Origin of the sequence: Flavobacterium sp., from assembly GCF_044341185.1 — a bacterium.
Taxonomy (GTDB): Bacteria; Bacteroidota; Bacteroidia; order Flavobacteriales; family Flavobacteriaceae; genus Flavobacterium.
Window position 1 is genome coordinate 72093 of the sequence record NZ_JBIISE010000005.1, and the last position, 18906, is coordinate 90998.

The window sequence follows — 18906 nt, forward strand, 5'->3', positions numbered from 1 at the left end:
TTTTTTAGTAACCTAAACTTTTCCCCGCACCCGCGCGAATCCTTTCGCGTGGCTTTTAAACATAAAAAAACCTTTGCCAATTATCAGCAAAGGTTTTTGTTTGTATAAGAAGTAGCTGTTACCAGAAAACCGTGTATAACGCTACTAAAATTCCTGTAATAATTAGTGCGCCAACAGTAAAACCAGGCGACATCTTAAACATCGATTTTTCTATTTCTAATCCGTTGGTTACTACGCCGTTTTTAGTTTCGTACCTACTTATAAAATACATTACAATAAGGCAAATTATAAACACAAAGCCCATACGGTCTACAAATGGTATTTCGTAAATGCCTTCTGCATTCGGTACTGAAAATCCTACTCCGTTTAAGAAAGAAAGGTCTACAACACCAGGCATAAATTTAAACAAGATAGAAAGTATAAATCCACCAATAATAGCAAATAAGGCAGCGTTAGAAGTTGTTTTTTTCCAAAAGAAACCCAATATAAACATCGCAAACACACCAGGACTCACAAAACCGGTATATTCTTGAATGTACTGAAATCCTCCTTTTTTATCAATTCCTAAAAAGGGTGCAACTATAACCGCTACAAGTAATGCAATAGCAATAGTTATTTTACCAATGGAAATCAGTTTTTGGTCGGTAGCTTCTGTATTTATTTTGTTTTTATACACATCTAAAGTGAAAATAGTGGCAATACTATTTGCTTTTCCTGCCAAGGAAGCTACAATTGCCGCCGTTAATGCCGCAAACGATAATCCTTTTAAACCCACTGGTAATAAATTTAATAACACAGGATAAGCTCGGTCTGGGTTGACACTTCCGTCTTGTAGCATTTCTGTTTGAAATCCGCCATTTTGGTATAACACATACGCGGCAATTCCAGGTAAAACCACAATAATAGGCATTAATATTTTTAAAAAGGCAGCAAATAAAATTCCAGAACGCGCCGTTTGTAAATCGGCACCTAAAGCACGTTGCGTAATGTATTGGTTGCAACCCCAATAATTTAAATTGATAATTAACATCCCACCAATTAATACGGAAAGCCCAGGTAAATCCATATAATTGGGATTCGACTTTTCAAATATCATATGAAAATGATCATTTGCTTTTTCGGTCATCACGTTAAAACCATTTAGTACACCTGTAGTTCCAAAAGATTCTGCAACCAAGTTTAAAGCCAAATAAGTTGTAACCAAGCCACCTAAAATTAAAAAGAACACCTGAATTACATCGGTATAACCAATTACTTTCATACCGCCAAGTGTAATCATTAAGGCAAAAAACGCCAATGCAACCATACAAAATGTAAGGTTTAATCCAGAAATACTGCTAATGGCTAAAGCTCCTAAATACAATATCGATGTCAAATTGACTAACACGTATAATAACAACCAAAACACCGCCATAATCATAGCTACATTGCTATTGTATCTTTTTTCGAGATATTGCGGCATAGTAAATATTTTATTTTTTAGATACACCGGCATAAAAAATACCGCTACGATAATTAAGGTTGCCGCTGCCATCCATTCGTAGGTAGCAATGGCCAATCCCATTTTAAAGCCGCTTCCGCTCATACCAATAAATTGTTCGGCACTAATGTTACTGGCAATTAATGAGGCACCAATAGCCCACCACGTTAACGAACCTTCGGCTAAAAAGTAATCGTTACTACTCGCTTCGGCTTTCTTTTTTTTGCGATATACCCAAAGTCCATAACCTACAATAATGATAAAATAAATAAAGAAAACTAAGTAATCTAAGTTGGCTAATGTTTGCATAGTTTTAATTTTTGTGAGTTAATTTATAATGTGTATTTGGTAAATTACGTAACATTTCGGCGCTTTTTTCAGGAGAAATATCGCGTTGTGCTTCGCCTAACATTTCGTAGCCTACCATAAACTTTTTTACTGACGCGCTGCGTAATAACGGTGGATAAAAATGCATATGTAAATGCCATTCGGGATGCGAAATTCTGTCCGTTGGTGCTTGATGTATTCCTGCAGAATATGGAAAAGACGTTTCAAATAAATTGTCGTATTTTACTGTAATGCTTTTTATAGCCTCGGCTAATGCTTCAGATTCTTTAGTAGTTAATCCTAACAAACTTCCAAAATGTCTTTTACTGATAATCATGGTTTCAAAAGGCCAAGTTGCCCAAAACGGGACCAAAACTACAAAATGTTCGTTTTCAATGACAATGCGTTCTTGAGCTACTAATTCTTGTTTTAAATAATCTTCCAGCAAACTGGTATTGTTTTTTTCAAAATAGGCTTGCAAGCTTTTTTGTGTTTTTTCTACTTGAGTAGGTAACGACGATTGTGCCCAAATTTGTCCGTGCGGATGGGGATTGCTACAGCCCATTACACTGCCTTTGTTTTCAAAAATTTGCACGTAATTAATAAAGTCTTTGCTGCCCAAAGTAGCATATTCTTCTTTCCAGGTGTGTATTACGTTTTCAATTTCTTTCACGTCCATTTCGGCTAACGTAATGTTGTGTTTGGGTGAAAAACAAATGACTCTATTGATTCCTTTTTCTGGTTTTATTTGAAATAAGGGATTCAATTTCGATTCAAAAGAAATGTCATCTTGCAATAGGGCAGGAAAATCATTGTCAAAAACATAACACGCGTCATATTGCGGATTTTGTTCGCCATTAGATCGAGTATTTCCAGCACACAAATAACAATTTTCGTCGTGCGCTACACTGTTTTCCAAAGATGGTGTTTCGTTTTGCCCTTGCCAAGGTCGTTTTGCTCGATGTGGCGATACCAAAATCCATTCGTTTAGTAGCGGATTGAATCTTCTGTGCGGATGTTCGTTAATGTTAAATTCCATACGTACTGGTGCCTTTGGCAATTTTTATTTTATATGCTTTTAAATCGATGTTGTATTTTATTTTATATGCTTTAGTAAGCTTTTGAATTACGTTGTCAGTCGTTTCTTTTTTTACTACGTTTATGGTACAACCTCCAAAACCACCACCCATCATTCGTGCGCCAACCACCTCAGCTTCACCAAGTGCTTCGGTAACTAAAAAGTCCATTTCGGGGCAACTTACTTCGTACAACTCCGATAAGCCATAATGGGTTTTTGTCATTAATTCTCCCAATTGATTTATGTTTCCATTTGATAACGCTTTGATAGCTAAGGGTACGCGTTCTATTTCTTGAACTACAAATAAGCACCTGTTGAAAATGATTTCGCTTAACGTATTTTTTAATGAAAGCACCATCTTTTCAGTACAATTTCTAAACGAAGTTACTTCAGGGTAATTTGCTTTTATGATGGCTAATCCTTGTTCTACTTCATTTCTTCGGTCGTTATACCCCGAAGTTAGATGCGTATGTTTGACACAACTATCAAATAAAACCAATTGATATTCTTTGAAATCTGCTTTATGATATTCGTACGCTAACGTGGTGCAATCTAATTTTATTACCTTATTTTTTTTACCAAATACAGATGCAAATTGATCCATAATTCCACAATTTACACCGGCAAATGTATGTTCAGCTTTTTGTCCGATTCGTGCAATTTCTTCTTTAGATAATTTTAAATGAAACATTTTATTCATTGCGTAAGCCATACCACATTCTAAGGCTGCTGAAGAAGAAAGTCCTGCTCCCATTGGAATAGTACTACTGAAAACAATAGTAAATCCTTTTTCGGGCAACCCTTTTTCTTTTAATTGATGCAGTACACCTATAATATAGTTTACCCACATTTTTTCAACGGGTTGTAACTGGTCTTTTATATTGAATGAATATGCTTCATTTAAATCTTTAGCAACAAGTACGCATTCTGAATTTTCATTTTCAGAAATGGCAAAACAAATGTATTTGTTAATGGCAGCCGGAAGTACAAAACCATCGTTATAGTCTACGTGTTCGCCAATAATATTTATTCTTCCAGGTGAAAGAAAAATATATTCGGGTTTTTTTTGAAATAATTTTTCAAAATTTTTTGTGGTATATTGAATGAGTTTTTTCTTCATTTTTGTGGTTGTAAATTAGTTAGAATTTACAAGTTTTAAAATTTTGGTTGTTGATTTTAATCCGATAGATTTAGCTTCAAATGTTACTTCACCCGTATTTTTTCCAGCTTGAATAATTACTTGACATTTTCCGTTAAAAGCACTTCTTTGCCAAGAATGTGTTGCGCATTTGTCTGGTTCGTGTGAACTTGGATCGCCATTTCCGACACCAATAATTTTTGCGTTTTCAGTAATGGTAAATGAAATCATGTTGTTAGCAGTTGGCACTTCTCTGCCTTTTTCATCAGTAATTGAAATATTTACAACAGTCGCATCTTTTCCATCAGCCATTAAAATAGTTTTATCTGGAGTTAGTACCACATTTGTCGCTTGTCCTGTTGTTTCAATTTTTGCAATATTTTTTTTACCTTTTTTATAAGCAATAGCTTCTAAAGTTCCAGGTTCGTACAATACATTCCATTGTAAATGACTGTTTCTTTCCATTGTTTTTTTACCTAAACTTTTTTCATTTAAAAAAAGTTCTACTTCATCTGCATTTGAATTTACCCAAACATCAATTGGTTTCCCAACTTTATCAGGCCAATTCCAATGTGGAGAAATATGGAGGATGTCTTCATTCGTCCACCAACTTTTATAGTAGTAATAAATGTTTTTTGGGAAACCACAAACATCTAAAATTCCGAAATGCGAACTTATATTTGGCCATTTATAGGGTGTTGGTTCACCTCTATAATCAAATCCAGTCCAGACAAACCCACCTAACCAATACTTGTTTTCTGCAGCTAATTTCCACCAGGTTTCGGCTTTACTTGCCCACCAAGGATGAGTAATATCTTGGTCTGGAACATAGGCTCTAATTTCATCTTTTTCATAAATACCTCTTGTGGTTACAGTGCTTCCCATTTCTGTACCTAAAAGCGGTTGGTTTGGATGATCTTTATGATAATCGGCTACTGCATATTCCCTGTAATTGAATCCTCGAATTGGAATTACTTCGTTAACACCTTTAAAATCATTTCCCATATCGGCAGCATAGGTGCTGGTGCGTGATGGGTCGATATCTTTTTGAATGGCCAAAAGGGTTTGTGAAATTTTCTTACCATATTCATTCCCTTGAATGTTTTGTTCTTCATTCCCAATAGACCATAAAAATACGGATGGATGATTTCTATCTCTTTTTAGTAATCGTTTAAATTGGTCAATATATTCTGGACTACTATTTAATAAACGTTGTTCATCAATAACTAACATGCCTAAGCTATCACAAGCTTCTAAAAGTTCTGGAGTAGGTGCATGATGACTTGATCTGTATGCATTCGAACCCATTTCTTTTAATAGTTTGATGCGGTAATACTGCATGTAATCAGGTAGGGCACTTCCAATACCAGCATGGTCTTGATGATTGTTAGTACCTTGAATTTTAATGTGTTTTCCGTTTAAGAAAAATCCTTCTTTGGCATCAAATTGTACGGATTTAATTCCGAAACGGGTTTTGGTTTGATGAATGATTTGATTTTCTGATTTTAAAACGGAAACAACTCGGTATAAATAAGGATTTTCTAGCGACCAAAGTTCTGGGTTTTTTAGTTGTAAATGTTGTTTTATGGTTTGATTCTTAAGGATTCCTAAATTTACTTTTTGTTTCTTGGTTCTGACTAAAATTTTTCCGTTTCTATCTGTAATATAGGAGTAAACAATACTATTGGAATTTTTTAAATCATTATTTTGAACCGTAGTTTCAATGGTAACCTCTGCGTTGTTTCCTTTCACATTTGAATGTACAAAAACGCCGTCTTCAGGAATGAAAGTTTTATCGGTACAATTTAACCACACATGTCTATAAATCCCAGCGCCTTCATAAAACCAGCCTTCATATTGTGTAGCATCTACTCGAATAACCAATACATTTTCGTTGTCAAAGTTCATGTAATCTGACACGTCGTAGGAGTTGCCTACGTACCCACTAAAATTGGTTCCTACATAAAATCCATTTAACCAAATTTCAGCATTTCTGTATATGCCATCAAACTGAAGTTCGAAACGCTTATTGCTTTTTGATTTGTCTACCGAAAAATGTTTGCGATACCAGCCGATACTTGTTTCGGGATAGGCACCGCCAACCGGTTTGTAACCGTGGCTATCCATTTCAACCTGTTCTGATTTTACAAATGGAAGTTCTACTGCCCAATCGTGCGGGACATTGATTTTTTGCCAAGTGCTGTCAATAAATTTCGGATGTACAATTGTAGTAGCATAAACATTGGATTTGTGAAGTAAAGCGGTTTTACTATAATCGAAATCTTTTTCAACATTTGCGGCATGTCCAAAATGAAATTTCCAATCTTCATCTAAACTTATTTTTTCTTGCGCCATTACGTTTGTAATCGCAAAAAGAAAGAAAATAATTAGCACCAATTTGTTCCTTAATTGTAATAATGTAATTTTTTTCATAAAATTAATTTTCTTTAAAAGCATCTAAAGCGGGTGATGGTTTTCCATCGTTTTGCCAAGCGCTTAAGCTATAACCACTCCATGATTTAGCACCTTGTGGTTCCCAATACATAACACCTAAGCCTCTGTTATTGGGTACTTTTTTTACGGCTTCTATTGTTGCTTTTAATAATTCGTAGGTATTTTGAACTTTATCATCTTCGCCGCCAACTTCAACTATCATTACGTCTTTATTATAGCGTTTTACCATGTCGTATAGGTTGAATTCTAAGTCGGCAATGGTTTCAGAATAATCTTTTTTTATCCAATAAGGATAATAGGACAAACCAATAATATCATATTTTACGTTTTGTGCGGTAGCATTATCAAAAAAAGTTCTGAATTTAGCGTTGTTATTGCCTTCATCTACGTGAACAATTACTTTTATATTTTTATCTACAGCTTTTGTAGCTTCATACCCTTTGTTTAGTAATTGACCTAATTGATTCCAATTATCTGTGCTGCCTTCTGGCCACAGCATCCCACCAGGAATTTCATTTCCTATTTGTACCCATTCTGGAGTTACGCCGGCGGCTTTTAAAGCTGAAACAACCTCATATGTATGCTTGTAAACATCATTTAATAATTCTGGAAACGAATGATTTTCCCAAGCTTTTGGTTTAAATTGTTTGGCAGGATCTGCCCAAGAATCTGAATAATGGAAGTTTATCATTACACGCATTCCCATTTTCTGAGCTCGAATTGCCATTGCAACAGTTTCTTCTTTGCTACAATGTCCGCTAGCTTTATCGGTATTTGGGTTTACCCAAACGCGTAATCGTACTGAGTTCATACCTCGGTCTTTCAGTAATTGTAAACATTCTTTTTTTGTTCCGTCTTGGTCATAAAAGGTATAACCTGTGGCTTCCATTTGAGGTAACCAGCCAATATCGGCTCCTTTTACAAATGCGGTTTTGGTACTTGTACACGAAGTAAAAACAAGCGAAACCAGAAATAATACAAGTGAATTTTTCATCTTAGTTTTGACTAAACGCATCCATTACAGGAAGTGCATTGTTGTTAAAATCCCATAACGCCTGATTTTCCCAAGACGAACCATTTGTAGCTGTCGGACCTCTAAACGCTATCCATTCGGCACCCCAATAACAAAAGCCTAATCCTCTTGAATTTTGCTTTACAAGATTTTTTATAGCTAAAATAAACTCTTTTTGTCCTTGATTTGTAGCAGGATACGTTGGTACTAATTGATTTGCCAATCCTAAAATATTATTTGTATAATCGTTGTATCCTAATGTAAACGGATAGGCGGTTTCAGCAATAACCACTTTTTTATTATGTGTTTCACCCAAAGAAGTAATGGTAGTATTCACATCTGAAAGTATTTTACCGTGCCAAACAGGATAATAAGACAACCCAATATAGTCATAATTTATACTACTCATTTTATTTAAAAACCAAGTGGCGCCACTTCCAATTCCTGCATAATGAATCATTATTTTAGTCGTTGCAGATTGATTCCTTACGGCAGTACTTGCTGCCGAAATAAGTTGCAAGCATTGCGATTCGTTATTAATTAAATGCCCTTGTGGCCAAAGAAATCCGCTATTTATTTCATTTCCTATTTGGATAATGTCTGGCTGAATTTCAGTCATCAATAATGTGGTGTAATTGCTAACAGCTGTTTTTAAGTTTGCAAATGATAAACTAGCCCAATCCGATGGCGGTGTTTGATTGCCAGGATCTGCCCAAGTATCCGAATAATGAACAGTTAACCAAACTTTCATCCCAGCTTGCTTGACTCTTAATGCCAACGCTTTTACTTCCGCTAAACTTGAACTAGTAGTTGACGGATTTTTCCAAATTCTAATTCTAATGGTATTACAACCTGCATTTTTTAAGGTAGTAATCGCATTTTCTGCCACTCCATTTTTCTTAAAAATGGTACCTTCGCTTTCAATTAAAGGTAAATACGACATATCCGCAGCCCGAATAAAATCATCTGAAGTAGGAATATTTGGAATAGGAGCTGGGTTTACTTCTGGATCATTTGAAGAACAAGAAAATAAAAATAATCCAGTTACTATTAAGGTTAATCTGATAAATGATTTCATAAGTTATATTTTTTCAAATTTAAAACTTGTTTTTTGATTATAGGTTTCGTTTTTTCTTAATATGGCATTTGGAAAATTACTATGGTTTGGAGCGTCAGGATAATTTTGTGTTTCAAAACAAATGCCACTTAAAGCATGGTAATTTACATTATTTTTTCCAATAATTTTATTTTCGCAATTGCCCCCAACATAAATATGTACCGAAGGTTGGTTCGTGAAAACCTGCATTTGTATCTTGTTTTCGGTGCTTTTTAAAGTAGCTACAGAAGTAGAATTATTAGAAATAACAAATGAAGTATCAATTTTTGTTGGGCAATTTTTGAAAGTTAAAAAATCAAATGAAGTATCAATAATGTTTGAAAAATTGCCTGTAGGAACATTTTCTTCATCTGTTTCTAAAATCTCCGAACACGTTACTTGTAGTTTTTGGTTTTCAATTGTTTTTTCGTGTCCGTCTAAATTGAAATATGAGTGTTGTGTTAAGTTTATTATGGTGTCTTTTGTTGTTTTTGCGGTATAAGTAATTTCTAATTCGTCAATATCACTTAAGTTGTAAGTTACTTGAACTGTTAAATCGCCTGGGTAATTTTCTTCTAAATCTTTTGAAATATATTCTAAAGTGATGCAATTGTTTGAATGTGAAATTACGTTCCAAAAGCTGTTGCTGAAATTGGTTTTCCCACCATGTAAATGATGCTGTCCTAAATTTCTATTAAGTTGAAAAACATCATCATTTAATTTGAAAGATCCATTTTTTATTCTCCCGGCATATCTTCCCACTACAGCTCCAATAAAAGGTGCGCCCGAAAGCGTAAATGATTTTTCGTAGTCAGAAACATGATTAAAACCTAAAACAACATCTACTTTTTTTCCTGATGAAATGGGTATTTTTATGGATTGTATAGTTGCACCATAGTCAATAATTGCTATTTCTAAACCGTTTGAATTTCGTAATATGTAGCAAAATGATTCTTTCCCATTCGAAGTACATCCGAACGAAGTAATATTTTTATTATCTTTTTTAATATCCGACAATTTTATTAAATGTATTTTGATTATTATTCAAATTTATATTTTTAAATAATAATATCATACCAGTACCTACCAGTTTGTTGTTTTTTAACTACCAGTTTCATACATTTGTTTTATGATAACTATAGATACAACTTCTTCAATTCCGAAATATAAGCAAATTATTTTTTCAATAGAAAAGGCAATTTTGTTGCATAAATTGGTTATAAACGAGAAATTGCCTTCTATAAATAAAATTTGCTTAAGGCATAATTTATCAAGAGACACGGTATTGTTAGCGTATAACGAATTAAAAAAACGAGGCGTTATTTATGCTATATTAGGAAAAGGATATTTTATTAAAAGTACAGATTTTAAATCCGAACAGCGCATCTTTCTTTTGTTTGATGAATTAAATGCTTTTAAGGAAGAAATTTATAATTCGTTTTTAGATACGATAAATGACAAGGCTAATGTGGATATCTTTTTTCATCATTTTAATAGAGAGGTGTTTACAAAATTGATTCAAGACAGTATTGGGAATTATTCCAAATACATTATTATGCCTTCTAATTTAGAACATACAACTGAAATTATTAATAAATTACCTTTGGATGAAACGTATATTTTAGATCAAACTCGAGACGATTTAAAAAAGTATCCTGCAGTCTATCAGAATTTTGTAAAAGATATCTATACTGCTTTAGAGAAAGGACTGAAACGATTAAAAAAATATAAGAAATTGGTATTAATTTTTCCTGGGAAAAAAGAACCTATTGGAATGGTGTTGGGCTTTGAAAGCTTCTGTACTACGTATCATTTTGAGTATGAAATTAAGTCGGAATTTACAGTGGATTCTCTTCAAAAAGGCGACGTGTATATTTTGCCTAATGATAGAGATTTAGTAACAATTATTGAAAATGCAGCCTTAAGTAAATTAGCAATTGGAAAAGATATTGGGTTAATTTCGTATAATGACACCCCTTTGAAAAAAGTGGTAGCTAAAGGCATTACAACTATTTCAACTAATTTTAGTGAAATGGGAATCCGTTTAGCAGAAATGATTTTGAACAATACGAAAGAAAAAATAGAAAACGAAAGTCAATTAATTTTGAGAAAATCGTTATAAACAAAAAATCCTTCTTTAAAAAGAAGGATTTTTTTATAATCGGAATGCTTTTTATTTTGTTATTTGCTTCAAATCAGCAATGGTTGCGATTGGGTCTTGTGCGCCAAAAACGTAACTTCCTGCAACTAATACATCTGCACCAGCATCTGCTAATTGTTTTGCATTTTTATTGGTTACACCACCATCAATTTCTATAATGGTGTTGGCTTTACATCTTTGTATCATTTCTTTCAATTGACCTACTTTGTCATATGTTTTTTCAATGAAACTTTGTCCGCCAAATCCTGGATTTACACTCATGATACAAACCAAATCAATGTCTTGAATAATATCTTCCAAAACTTTTACATTTGTGTGAGGGTTTATGGCTACTCCAGCTTTCATACCTTCAGCTTTTATTGCCTGTAGCGTTCTGTGTAAATGATTACAAGCTTCATAATGAACTGTCAATACATTCGCGCCTAATTTAGCAAAAGTAGTAATGTATCTGTCAGGATCTACTATCATTAAATGTACATCTATAGTTTTGGTAGCGTGTTTTGAAATAGCTTGCAAAACGGGCATTCCAAAAGAAATATTCGGTACAAAAACGCCATCCATAATGTCAATATGAAACCAATCAGCTTCACTAACATTAATCATTTCAATGTCGCGTTGTAAATTAGCAAAGTCTGCTGCTAAAACCGAAGGAGCGATAAGTGTGTTTTTCATATATGTAAAATTTATTTTTTGGTTCAATATTCAAAATTTCAGGTTGGTATTGAATATTTTTAATTAAAAAAAACTCCGGATTAAAGCCGGAGTTTTGGTAGGATTACCCTAAATATGTTTTTAATATTTTACTTCTTGAAGTATGTTTCAATCTGCGAATCGCTTTTTCTTTAATTTGTCGCACACGCTCACGAGTTAAATCGAAAGTTTCGCCAATTTCTTCCAACGTCATTGGATGCTGGTCACTTAAGCCAAAATATAAACGCACTACGTCTGCTTCTCTTGGAGTTAAGGTTTCCAAAGCACGTTCAATTTCAGTTTGAAGTGATTCGTGAATTAATTCTCTATCCGGATTTGGTGACTCACCAGAACGTAATACGTCGTATAAGTTAGAATCTTCCCCTTCTACAAGCGGCGCATCCATTGATAAGTGACGACCAGAGTTTTTCATAGACTCTTTTACGTCATTTACGGTCATATCTAATTCTTTTGCAATTTCCTCAGCAGAAGGTGGTCTTTCATTAGATTGCTCTAACAAAGCATACATTTTGTTGATTTTATTGATAGAACCAATTTTGTTCAAAGGCAAACGTACAATACGAGATTGTTCAGCCAAAGCTTGCAAAATCGATTGACGAATCCACCATACCGCATATGAAATGAATTTGAATCCACGAGTTTCATCAAAACGTTGTGCCGCTTTAATTAATCCTAAGTTTCCTTCGTTAATTAAATCGGGTAAGGTTAAACCTTGATTTTGATATTGTTTGGCAACGGATACTACGAAACGTAAATTCGCTTTCGTTAATTTTTCTAAGGCACGTTGGTCACCCGCTTTTATACGTTGTGCTAATTCTACTTCTTCATCGGCAGTAATTAAATCTACCTTACCAATTTCTTGTAAATATTTGTCTAAGGAAGCAGTTTCACGATTGGTAACCTGCTTGGTTATTTTAAGTTGTCTCATTGAATTTTCCCCTTCACGTTAATGTTCTACTTGTTATACGCAATAAAAATAAAAAAGTTACAAAAAGTTATAAAAAAATAAAAATCCCGATACTTTTTACACTATCGGGATTTAAACTATTTAAAAAATAAGATTATGCTTTTGGAGCGTCATCTTTTTTCTCTTCTCTTGGAGGTCTTGGTAAAAGTGCTTTTCTTGACACTTTTTCTTTTCTAGTTTTAGGGTCAACTCCTAAGTATTTCACTTGGAATATATCGCCCATATTTACTACATCCGTAACGTTTTCTGTACGTTCCCAAGCCAATTCCGATACGTGTAATAAAACTTCGTTTCCTGGAGCAGCCGTATATTCTACTACCGCACCGAAATCTAACATTTTAATTACTTTCACTTCGTAAGCTTCTCCCATTGTTGGTTTGAAAATGATAGAATCTATTTTAGCTAAAACAGCTGCAATTCCATCAGGATCTGTACCTAAGATTTCAACTACACCTTGTTCGTCCACTTCGTTAATTACGATAGTAGTTCCAGTGGCTTTTTGTAATTCTTGAATTACTTTTCCACCAGGTCCAATTAAGGCACCAATGAAGTTTCCAGGAATAGTTCTTGTGATGATTTTTGGAGAATGTTTCTTAACCTCAGCTCTTGGAGCTGCAATGGTGTCTGTTAATTTTCCTAAAATATGTAAACGTCCGTCACGTGCTTGTCCTAAAGCTTGCTCCATAATATCATAACGTAAACCGTCAATTTTGATATCCATTTGACAAGCTGTAATTCCGTCAGCAGTTCCAGTTACTTTAAAGTCCATATCTCCTAAGTGATCTTCATCACCTAAAATATCAGATAATACTGCGAATTTTTCACCATCAGTAATTAATCCCATAGCAATTCCAGAAACTGGTTTTACCATTTGAACTCCAGCATCCATTAAAGCCATTGTTCCAGCACAAACTGTTGCCATTGAAGACGAACCATTAGATTCTAATACTTCAGATACAATACGAATGGTGTAAGGACAATCTGCAGGAATCATATTTTTTAATGCTCTTTGCGCTAAATTTCCATGACCTACTTCTCTTCTTGAAGTTCCTCTTAAAGGTTTTGCTTCTCCAGTTGAGAAAGGAGGGAAGTTATAATGTAAATAGAATTTTTCTTCACCTTGTTCAGATGGAGAGTCTATTTGATTCGCTTCTCTTGAAGTCCCTAAAGTTACTGTAGCTAAAGCTTGAGTTTCTCCACGTGTAAATAATGAAGAACCGTGAACTCTTGGTAAATAATCTGTTTCACACCAAATTGGTCTGATGTCAGTTGTTTTTCTACCATCTAAACGAATACCTAATTCTAATACCACGTTACGAACGGCTTCTTTATTCGTTTTATAGAAATATTTAGATACTAAATCTCCATCAGCAGCTAATTCTTCTTCAGTAAATAAAGCTTTTACTTCTTCTTTTACTTCCGCAAATGCAGCACTTCTTTCGTGCTTGGCAGAACCTACTTTAGCGATATTATAAATTTTATCGTAAGCAGCGGCTTTTACTTTTTTGTAAATTTCTTCGTTTTCTCTCTCACCTTCGTAAGTACGCGTTTCTTTTTTACCAAAAGCAGCTTGTAAACGCAATTGCGCTTGAATTTGAACTTTAATAGCTTCGTGAGCAAATTTGATAGCTTCTACCATTTCTGCTTCTGAAATTTCTTTCATTTCTCCTTCAACCATCGCAACAGAATCCATAGAAGCACCAATCATCATGTCGATGTCTGATTTAGCTAAGTCTTCTCTGCTTGGGTTAATTACAAATTTTCCGTCGATACGTGCAACACGTACTTCAGAAATTAAGTTGTAAAAAGGAATGTCTGAAACGGCTAATGCTGCTGAAGCGGCTAAACCTGCTAATGAATCAGGCATCACTTCTTCATCATGAGACATTAACTGAATCATAACTTGTACTTCCGCGTGGTAATCATCTGGGAAAAGTGGACGTAATACACGGTCTACTAAACGCATAGTTAATACTTCGCTATCACTTGGGCGCGCTTCTCTTTTGAAGAAACCACCTGGAAAACGACCAGCGGCTGCAAATTTTTCGCGATAATCTACTGTTAAAGGTAAAAAATCTACACTTGGGTTAATGTTACGAGATGCTACTGCTGTGGCAAGGATCATCGTATCACCCATTCTTACTACTACAGAACCGTCAGCTTGTTTCGCTAAACGTCCTGTCTCGATTGTGATGCTTCTGCCATCACCTAAATCGATTTTTTCTACAAATAATTGTGGAATCATAAATTTAATTCTCAAAGGTTATACAAAGGGTTAGTTGTGTTGTTGTAAAGGTGTTGTAGTCGTGTCTCTAACCCAATGAAAAACCAAACTTTTCTGCTTATTTGCAAACAAAAAGGGGCACAAAGCCCCTTTAGTATACTATTTTCTAATTCCTAATTCTTTAATTATCTCACGGTATCTTAAGATATCTTTTTTCTTTAAGTAATCTAAAAGACTTCTTCTTTTACCTACTAAAAGTACTAATGATCTTTCTGTGTTAAAATCGTGACGATTTTTTTTCAAGTGCTCTGTTAAATGTGAAATTCTAAATGTGAATAACGCAATTTGTCCTTCTGCAGAACCTGTGTTTTCAGCTTTTCCTCCGTGTTTAACGAAGATTTCAGCTTTTGTTTCTTTAGTCAAATACATGCTAATATTATTTAAATGATTATTATGTAGATTGAGTATATCTCAATACGGGTGCAAATTTACAAATTATTTTTGAAGTTGCAACTTTTAACTCTTTTTTATTTCAACCACAATTTTCTAAACGATTTGTTTTTATCATAATCGGCTGCTTGTTTTTCAATATTAAAGTAACGATGACCTCTTGGATCATTCCCAACTCCAGCCAAATAGGCCCAGTTTCCCCAATTGCTGCATACATCGTAATCAATTAATTGTTCCTCAAAATAGGCTGCACCAATGCGCCAATCCATATTCAATTCGTTGCAAAAATAACTGGCAACATTTTGTCGCCCTCTATTACTCATAAAGCCCGTTTGTTGTAATTCGAGCATATTGGCATTGATAAAATCCGAAGGAGTTTCACCATTAATCCATTGCGTAAGTAATTTTTCATTCAAGGATTTCGAATTTACTTTCTCGGTTTTTATGCCTTCGTATAAGAAAAATTTTGTTTGGTATTTTTTGAACATAAATCTAAAGAAATCGCGCCAAAGTAATTCGAAAACCAACCAGTACGTAGAATCATTCGCGCCAAATTGCTTTTCGTATTTTTTAATTTCTGCATAGATGTATCGAGGTGAAATACATCCTAAAGCCAACCATGGCGAAAATTTTGACGAATAATCGGCGCCTACCATTCCGTTTCGGGTTTCTTTATAAGTTGACAAACATTTTGTATCGTAAAAATAATGTTGTAATCGATGCTTCGCTTCCGTTTCGCCACCTTTAAATTGTAAAACTGCACGAGAATCGATTATAGCTTTGTCTAACCCTAATGTTTCTAAAGTGGGTAATTCCAAAGGAGAAATTTCAGGCGAATTCATTTTTGTTGGAGCTTCAAATGCTTTTTGTATTTCGGAATCTTTTTCTGTTTTTTTTCTGAAATTGGTAAACACATCCGGAATGTCTTTTATAGAAAATGGCAAGTCTTCTGCACGATATAACGTACTTGTACTAACTTTTTCTAATTCACATCGTAACTTAAATAATTCATCTTGAACCTTTTTTTCAGTTTGTCTTTCTTCAAAAGCGACTTCACGCTTGGCAAATACTTTTTGTGCTTTATATTCGTGTACTAATTTCGGAATTTCAATTTCTGGCTTACCCATTACAACTTTCAAACCTGATCCTAAAGTTCTTAATTTGGCATCCAAATCTTCAAGCGATTCCAATAAAAACTGCGCTCTAAAACTACCTGTTTTCTTGAATCCATAAGTCGTGGTTTCAAAATGTGCATCGTCAAAACAATACACGGGAATCACCTTTTCGCTTTGAGCAATGGCTTTTAATAATGTTTCGTTATCTTCAATTCGTAAGTCGGTTTTAAACCAAACAATTGCTGTTTTTATCATAAATTATTGATATTTTTCAAATAATAATCGGCTTGTTCTAATAAGGCAACTTTGTCTTCCGGTTTCATTTTGCGCCATACATTATACATCATACCAATTCTGGGATTTTTGCCTAATTTATCTTCGTTTTTATCGTAAAAATTCCAATACAGACTATTGAAAGGACAGGCTTTATCACCTGTTTTAACTGCTTTTTTGTAAAAACAACTGCCACAATAATGACTCATTTTATCGATGTAAGCTGCCGAACTCACATAAGGTTTTGTGCCTACAATTCCGCCATCGGCAAACTGACTCATGCCTCGCGTGTTGGTAATTTCGACCCATTCAATCGCATCAATATAAATTCCTAAATACCAAGCGTCTACTTCATCGGGGTGAATTTCTGCTAAAAGTGCAAAATTTCCTGTAATCATCAATCGCTGAATATGGTGGGCGTAAGCGTAATTTAAAGATTGGTTAATCGCATCTTTCAAGCAATTCATTTTGGTTTTTCCCGTCCAAAACCATTCTGGAAGTGAGCTTTCGTGATTGAAATAATTCATAGTGGCATATTCTGGCATTTTGTTCCAATAAATCCCACGCATGTATTCGCGCCAACCAATAATTTGGCGCACAAATCCTTCCAATTGATGGTAGGCAATTTTCTCTGGATTGTTTTCCCATTCCAATATGGCTCGCTGAATCACTTCCAAAGGGGAGATTAACTTCACATTCATTGAAAACGAAAGTCGGGCGTGGTACAATGACCATTCGTTGGGCGTCATTGCATCTTGGTAGCTGCCAAAAAGCGCCAAACATTCCGTTACAAAAAAGTCGAGTAATTCTAAAGACTGTTTTCTATTAATAGGCCAAACAAAATTTTTAGCATCGATGTTTCCGATGGTTTTGATATCTGTTTTTTGAATTTCTGAAATGATTTTGGTTACATCATTTTGAAAAACTAAAGGCGAAGTGGGTTTGTGATCTTTGGGTAGTTTTTTTCGATTTTCGCCGTCATAATTCCATTTTCCTGTCAGAGGTTTGTCGCCTTCCATTAAAATATGGTGTTTTTTACGCATCATGTGGTAAAAACTTTCCATCAAAAAGGTTTTTTTACCTTCAAAAAAATCACCTAATTCGTTTCTTGAACTCATAAAATGCTCTGAATCGCATACCGAAGTTGCGATTGTAAGCGACTGGCACAAATTTTTTAGCTGTTCGTCCAAACGGTATTCATCTGGAAATTGGTATTCAAAATGCGTAAACTGTTCTCTTTCTATTAAAGATTTGATGTTTTTCTCAAAGGATTGTAAATTATTGGTGTCATTCAAATGAATATAAATGACATGATGTTGTTGCGATTGTAATTCGGTAGTAAATTGTCGCATCGCCGAGAAAAACCCAACTATTTTTTGAATATGATGCGTGGCATAATCCGTTTCTGTTCGGATTTCCATCATCACATAAGTCACCGAATCATCAATGGTTTTGAACCAAGAATGATTGCTATTTAATTGATCTCCAAGAAGTAATCGTAACGTTTTTGACATTTTTTTTATTTAAAGATTAAAGGATTTAAAAATTTAAAGATTTAGAATGTTATGCAATTTTTTAATCTTTAAATCATTCAATTTTTCAATCTTTCATTTCTGCATCTATCACTACAATATTTTACTTCGTCCCAAACTTTTTCCCATTTTTTACGCCAAGTGAATGGTTTTTGGCAAACCATACAGATTTTAGTTGGTAGGTTTTGTTTTTTTACTCCTCGCATTTTTTGGTTTATTGGGATTACTCACGTGTTTTTGCAAAATTCGTTTTCCTTCTATTTTTACTTCATCTTTTTTTCGAAAACTCCAAACGATATCGCTGGCGTATTTTCGAGTTTCTTCAATATTTACAATAGGCGCTGGATAATCTTTTCCGATGATACAATTGTAAAACTTTTGCTCCATTTCGTTCATTTTCCAAGGTTCATGAAGCAAATGTAGTGGCACTTCTTTTAATTCGGGCAACCATTGTTTGATAAAAATTCCTTCTGGATCGTGTTCCTCTGAATTTTTAATTGGATTATAAATACGTATCGTATTTATTCCTGTTGTCCCTGATTGCATCTGAATTTGAGGATAATGAATTCCCGGTTCGTAATCTAAAAATTGCCTAGCCAAGAAATGTAATTCACGCCAATCTTGCCATAAATTAAACGTGAAAAACGACACCACCATGGCGCGCATTCTAAAATTGATATAACCAGTTGCCACTAGACATCGCATGCAGGCATCAACAATTGGAACACCCGTTTTGCCTTCTTGCCAAGCTTTAATATAAGTTTCGTTTTTTGGTTTTACTAAAACATCATAAGCCCGGTTAGCATTTTCGAATTCCATTTCGAATTCGTCTTCAAATTTTTGCATGAAATGACAATGCCAGTGCAAACGCGAAACAAAATTTAGAAT

Annotated in this window: 16 protein-coding genes; 1 reads left to right on the forward strand and 15 read right to left on the reverse strand. The window is 34.4% G+C overall.

Going from position 1 to position 18906, the window contains the following annotated elements; translation table 11 throughout:
* Positions 1-118: 118 nt before the first annotated feature.
* Genes ACIQZ1_RS02315 through ACIQZ1_RS02345 form a run of 7 tightly spaced genes read right to left on the reverse strand, consistent with a single transcriptional unit; the run spans position 119 to position 9602 of the window.
* On the reverse strand, positions 119-1789 hold the full coding sequence (locus tag ACIQZ1_RS02315; protein WP_396158666.1) for a sodium/sugar symporter: 1671 nt from the start codon (positions 1787-1789) through the stop codon (positions 119-121).
* Positions 1790-1793: 4 nt separating this feature from the next.
* Positions 1794-2846 (reverse strand): UDP-glucose--hexose-1-phosphate uridylyltransferase, encoded by a 1053-nt coding sequence (locus ACIQZ1_RS02320; protein ID WP_396158698.1) that lies wholly within the window; start codon positions 2844-2846, stop codon positions 1794-1796.
* On the reverse strand, positions 2836-4005 hold the full coding sequence (gene galK / locus ACIQZ1_RS02325) for a galactokinase (protein WP_396158668.1): 1170 nt from the start codon (positions 4003-4005) through the stop codon (positions 2836-2838). Before galK ends, ACIQZ1_RS02320 begins: the two co-directional genes overlap by 11 nt.
* A 15-nt stretch (positions 4006-4020) precedes the next feature.
* Positions 4021-6456, reverse strand: coding sequence for a beta-galactosidase GalA (gene galA, locus ACIQZ1_RS02330; RefSeq protein ID WP_396158670.1), 2436 nt, complete (start codon positions 6454-6456; stop codon positions 4021-4023).
* Between the two features lie 4 nt (positions 6457-6460).
* Positions 6461-7471, reverse strand: coding sequence for an arabinogalactan endo-beta-1,4-galactanase (locus tag ACIQZ1_RS02335; RefSeq protein ID WP_396158672.1), 1011 nt, complete (start codon positions 7469-7471; stop codon positions 6461-6463).
* Between the two features lies 1 nt (position 7472).
* Positions 7473-8567: an arabinogalactan endo-beta-1,4-galactanase gene (locus tag ACIQZ1_RS02340; protein ID WP_396158674.1), complete on the reverse strand. Its 1095-nt coding sequence runs from the start codon at positions 8565-8567 to the stop codon at positions 7473-7475.
* Between the two features lie 3 nt (positions 8568-8570).
* Positions 8571-9602 (reverse strand): aldose epimerase family protein, encoded by a 1032-nt coding sequence (locus ACIQZ1_RS02345; protein WP_396158676.1) that lies wholly within the window; start codon positions 9600-9602, stop codon positions 8571-8573.
* 112 nt (positions 9603-9714) lie between these two features.
* On the opposite strand from ACIQZ1_RS02345, the gene ACIQZ1_RS02350 reads away from it, so the two are divergent.
* Positions 9715-10707, forward strand: a complete 993-nt coding sequence (locus ACIQZ1_RS02350; protein ID WP_396158678.1) for a substrate-binding domain-containing protein — start codon at positions 9715-9717, stop codon at positions 10705-10707.
* Between the two features lie 51 nt (positions 10708-10758).
* Here the strand turns inward: ACIQZ1_RS02350 and rpe are convergent, their stop codons facing one another.
* From rpe to ACIQZ1_RS02390, 8 genes are all read right to left on the reverse strand, one after another.
* A complete protein-coding gene (gene rpe / locus ACIQZ1_RS02355) occupies positions 10759-11418 on the reverse strand; it encodes a ribulose-phosphate 3-epimerase (protein WP_396158680.1) in 660 nt (219 codons plus the stop codon).
* A gap of 103 nt (positions 11419-11521) precedes the next feature.
* Positions 11522-12385 (reverse strand): RNA polymerase sigma factor RpoD/SigA, encoded by an 864-nt coding sequence (locus ACIQZ1_RS02360; protein ID WP_026718320.1) that lies wholly within the window; start codon positions 12383-12385, stop codon positions 11522-11524.
* 133 nt (positions 12386-12518) lie between these two features.
* The gene (locus tag ACIQZ1_RS02365; RefSeq protein ID WP_396158682.1) at positions 12519-14669 is read right to left on the reverse strand and encodes a polyribonucleotide nucleotidyltransferase; all 2151 of its coding nucleotides are present in this window, start codon (positions 14667-14669) and stop codon (positions 12519-12521) included.
* A 138-nt stretch (positions 14670-14807) separates the two neighbouring features.
* Positions 14808-15077: a 30S ribosomal protein S15 gene (rpsO, locus tag ACIQZ1_RS02370; protein ID WP_396158684.1), complete on the reverse strand. Its 270-nt coding sequence runs from the start codon at positions 15075-15077 to the stop codon at positions 14808-14810.
* A gap of 98 nt (positions 15078-15175) precedes the next feature.
* Complete coding sequence (locus tag ACIQZ1_RS02375; protein WP_396158686.1) at positions 15176-16468, reverse strand: DASH family cryptochrome; 1293 nt, start codon at positions 16466-16468, stop codon at positions 15176-15178.
* Complete coding sequence (locus tag ACIQZ1_RS02380) at positions 16465-18000, reverse strand: cryptochrome/photolyase family protein (protein ID WP_396158688.1); 1536 nt, start codon at positions 17998-18000, stop codon at positions 16465-16467. Before ACIQZ1_RS02380 ends, ACIQZ1_RS02375 begins: the two co-directional genes overlap by 4 nt.
* Before the next feature lie 77 nt (positions 18001-18077).
* The gene (locus ACIQZ1_RS02385; protein ID WP_396158690.1) at positions 18078-18224 is read right to left on the reverse strand and encodes a DUF2256 domain-containing protein; all 147 of its coding nucleotides are present in this window, start codon (positions 18222-18224) and stop codon (positions 18078-18080) included.
* The coding region (locus tag ACIQZ1_RS02390; protein WP_396158692.1) for an FAD-binding domain-containing protein at positions 18190-18906 on the reverse strand (717 nt) is incomplete at its 5' end. The genes ACIQZ1_RS02385 and ACIQZ1_RS02390, both read right to left, overlap by 35 nt.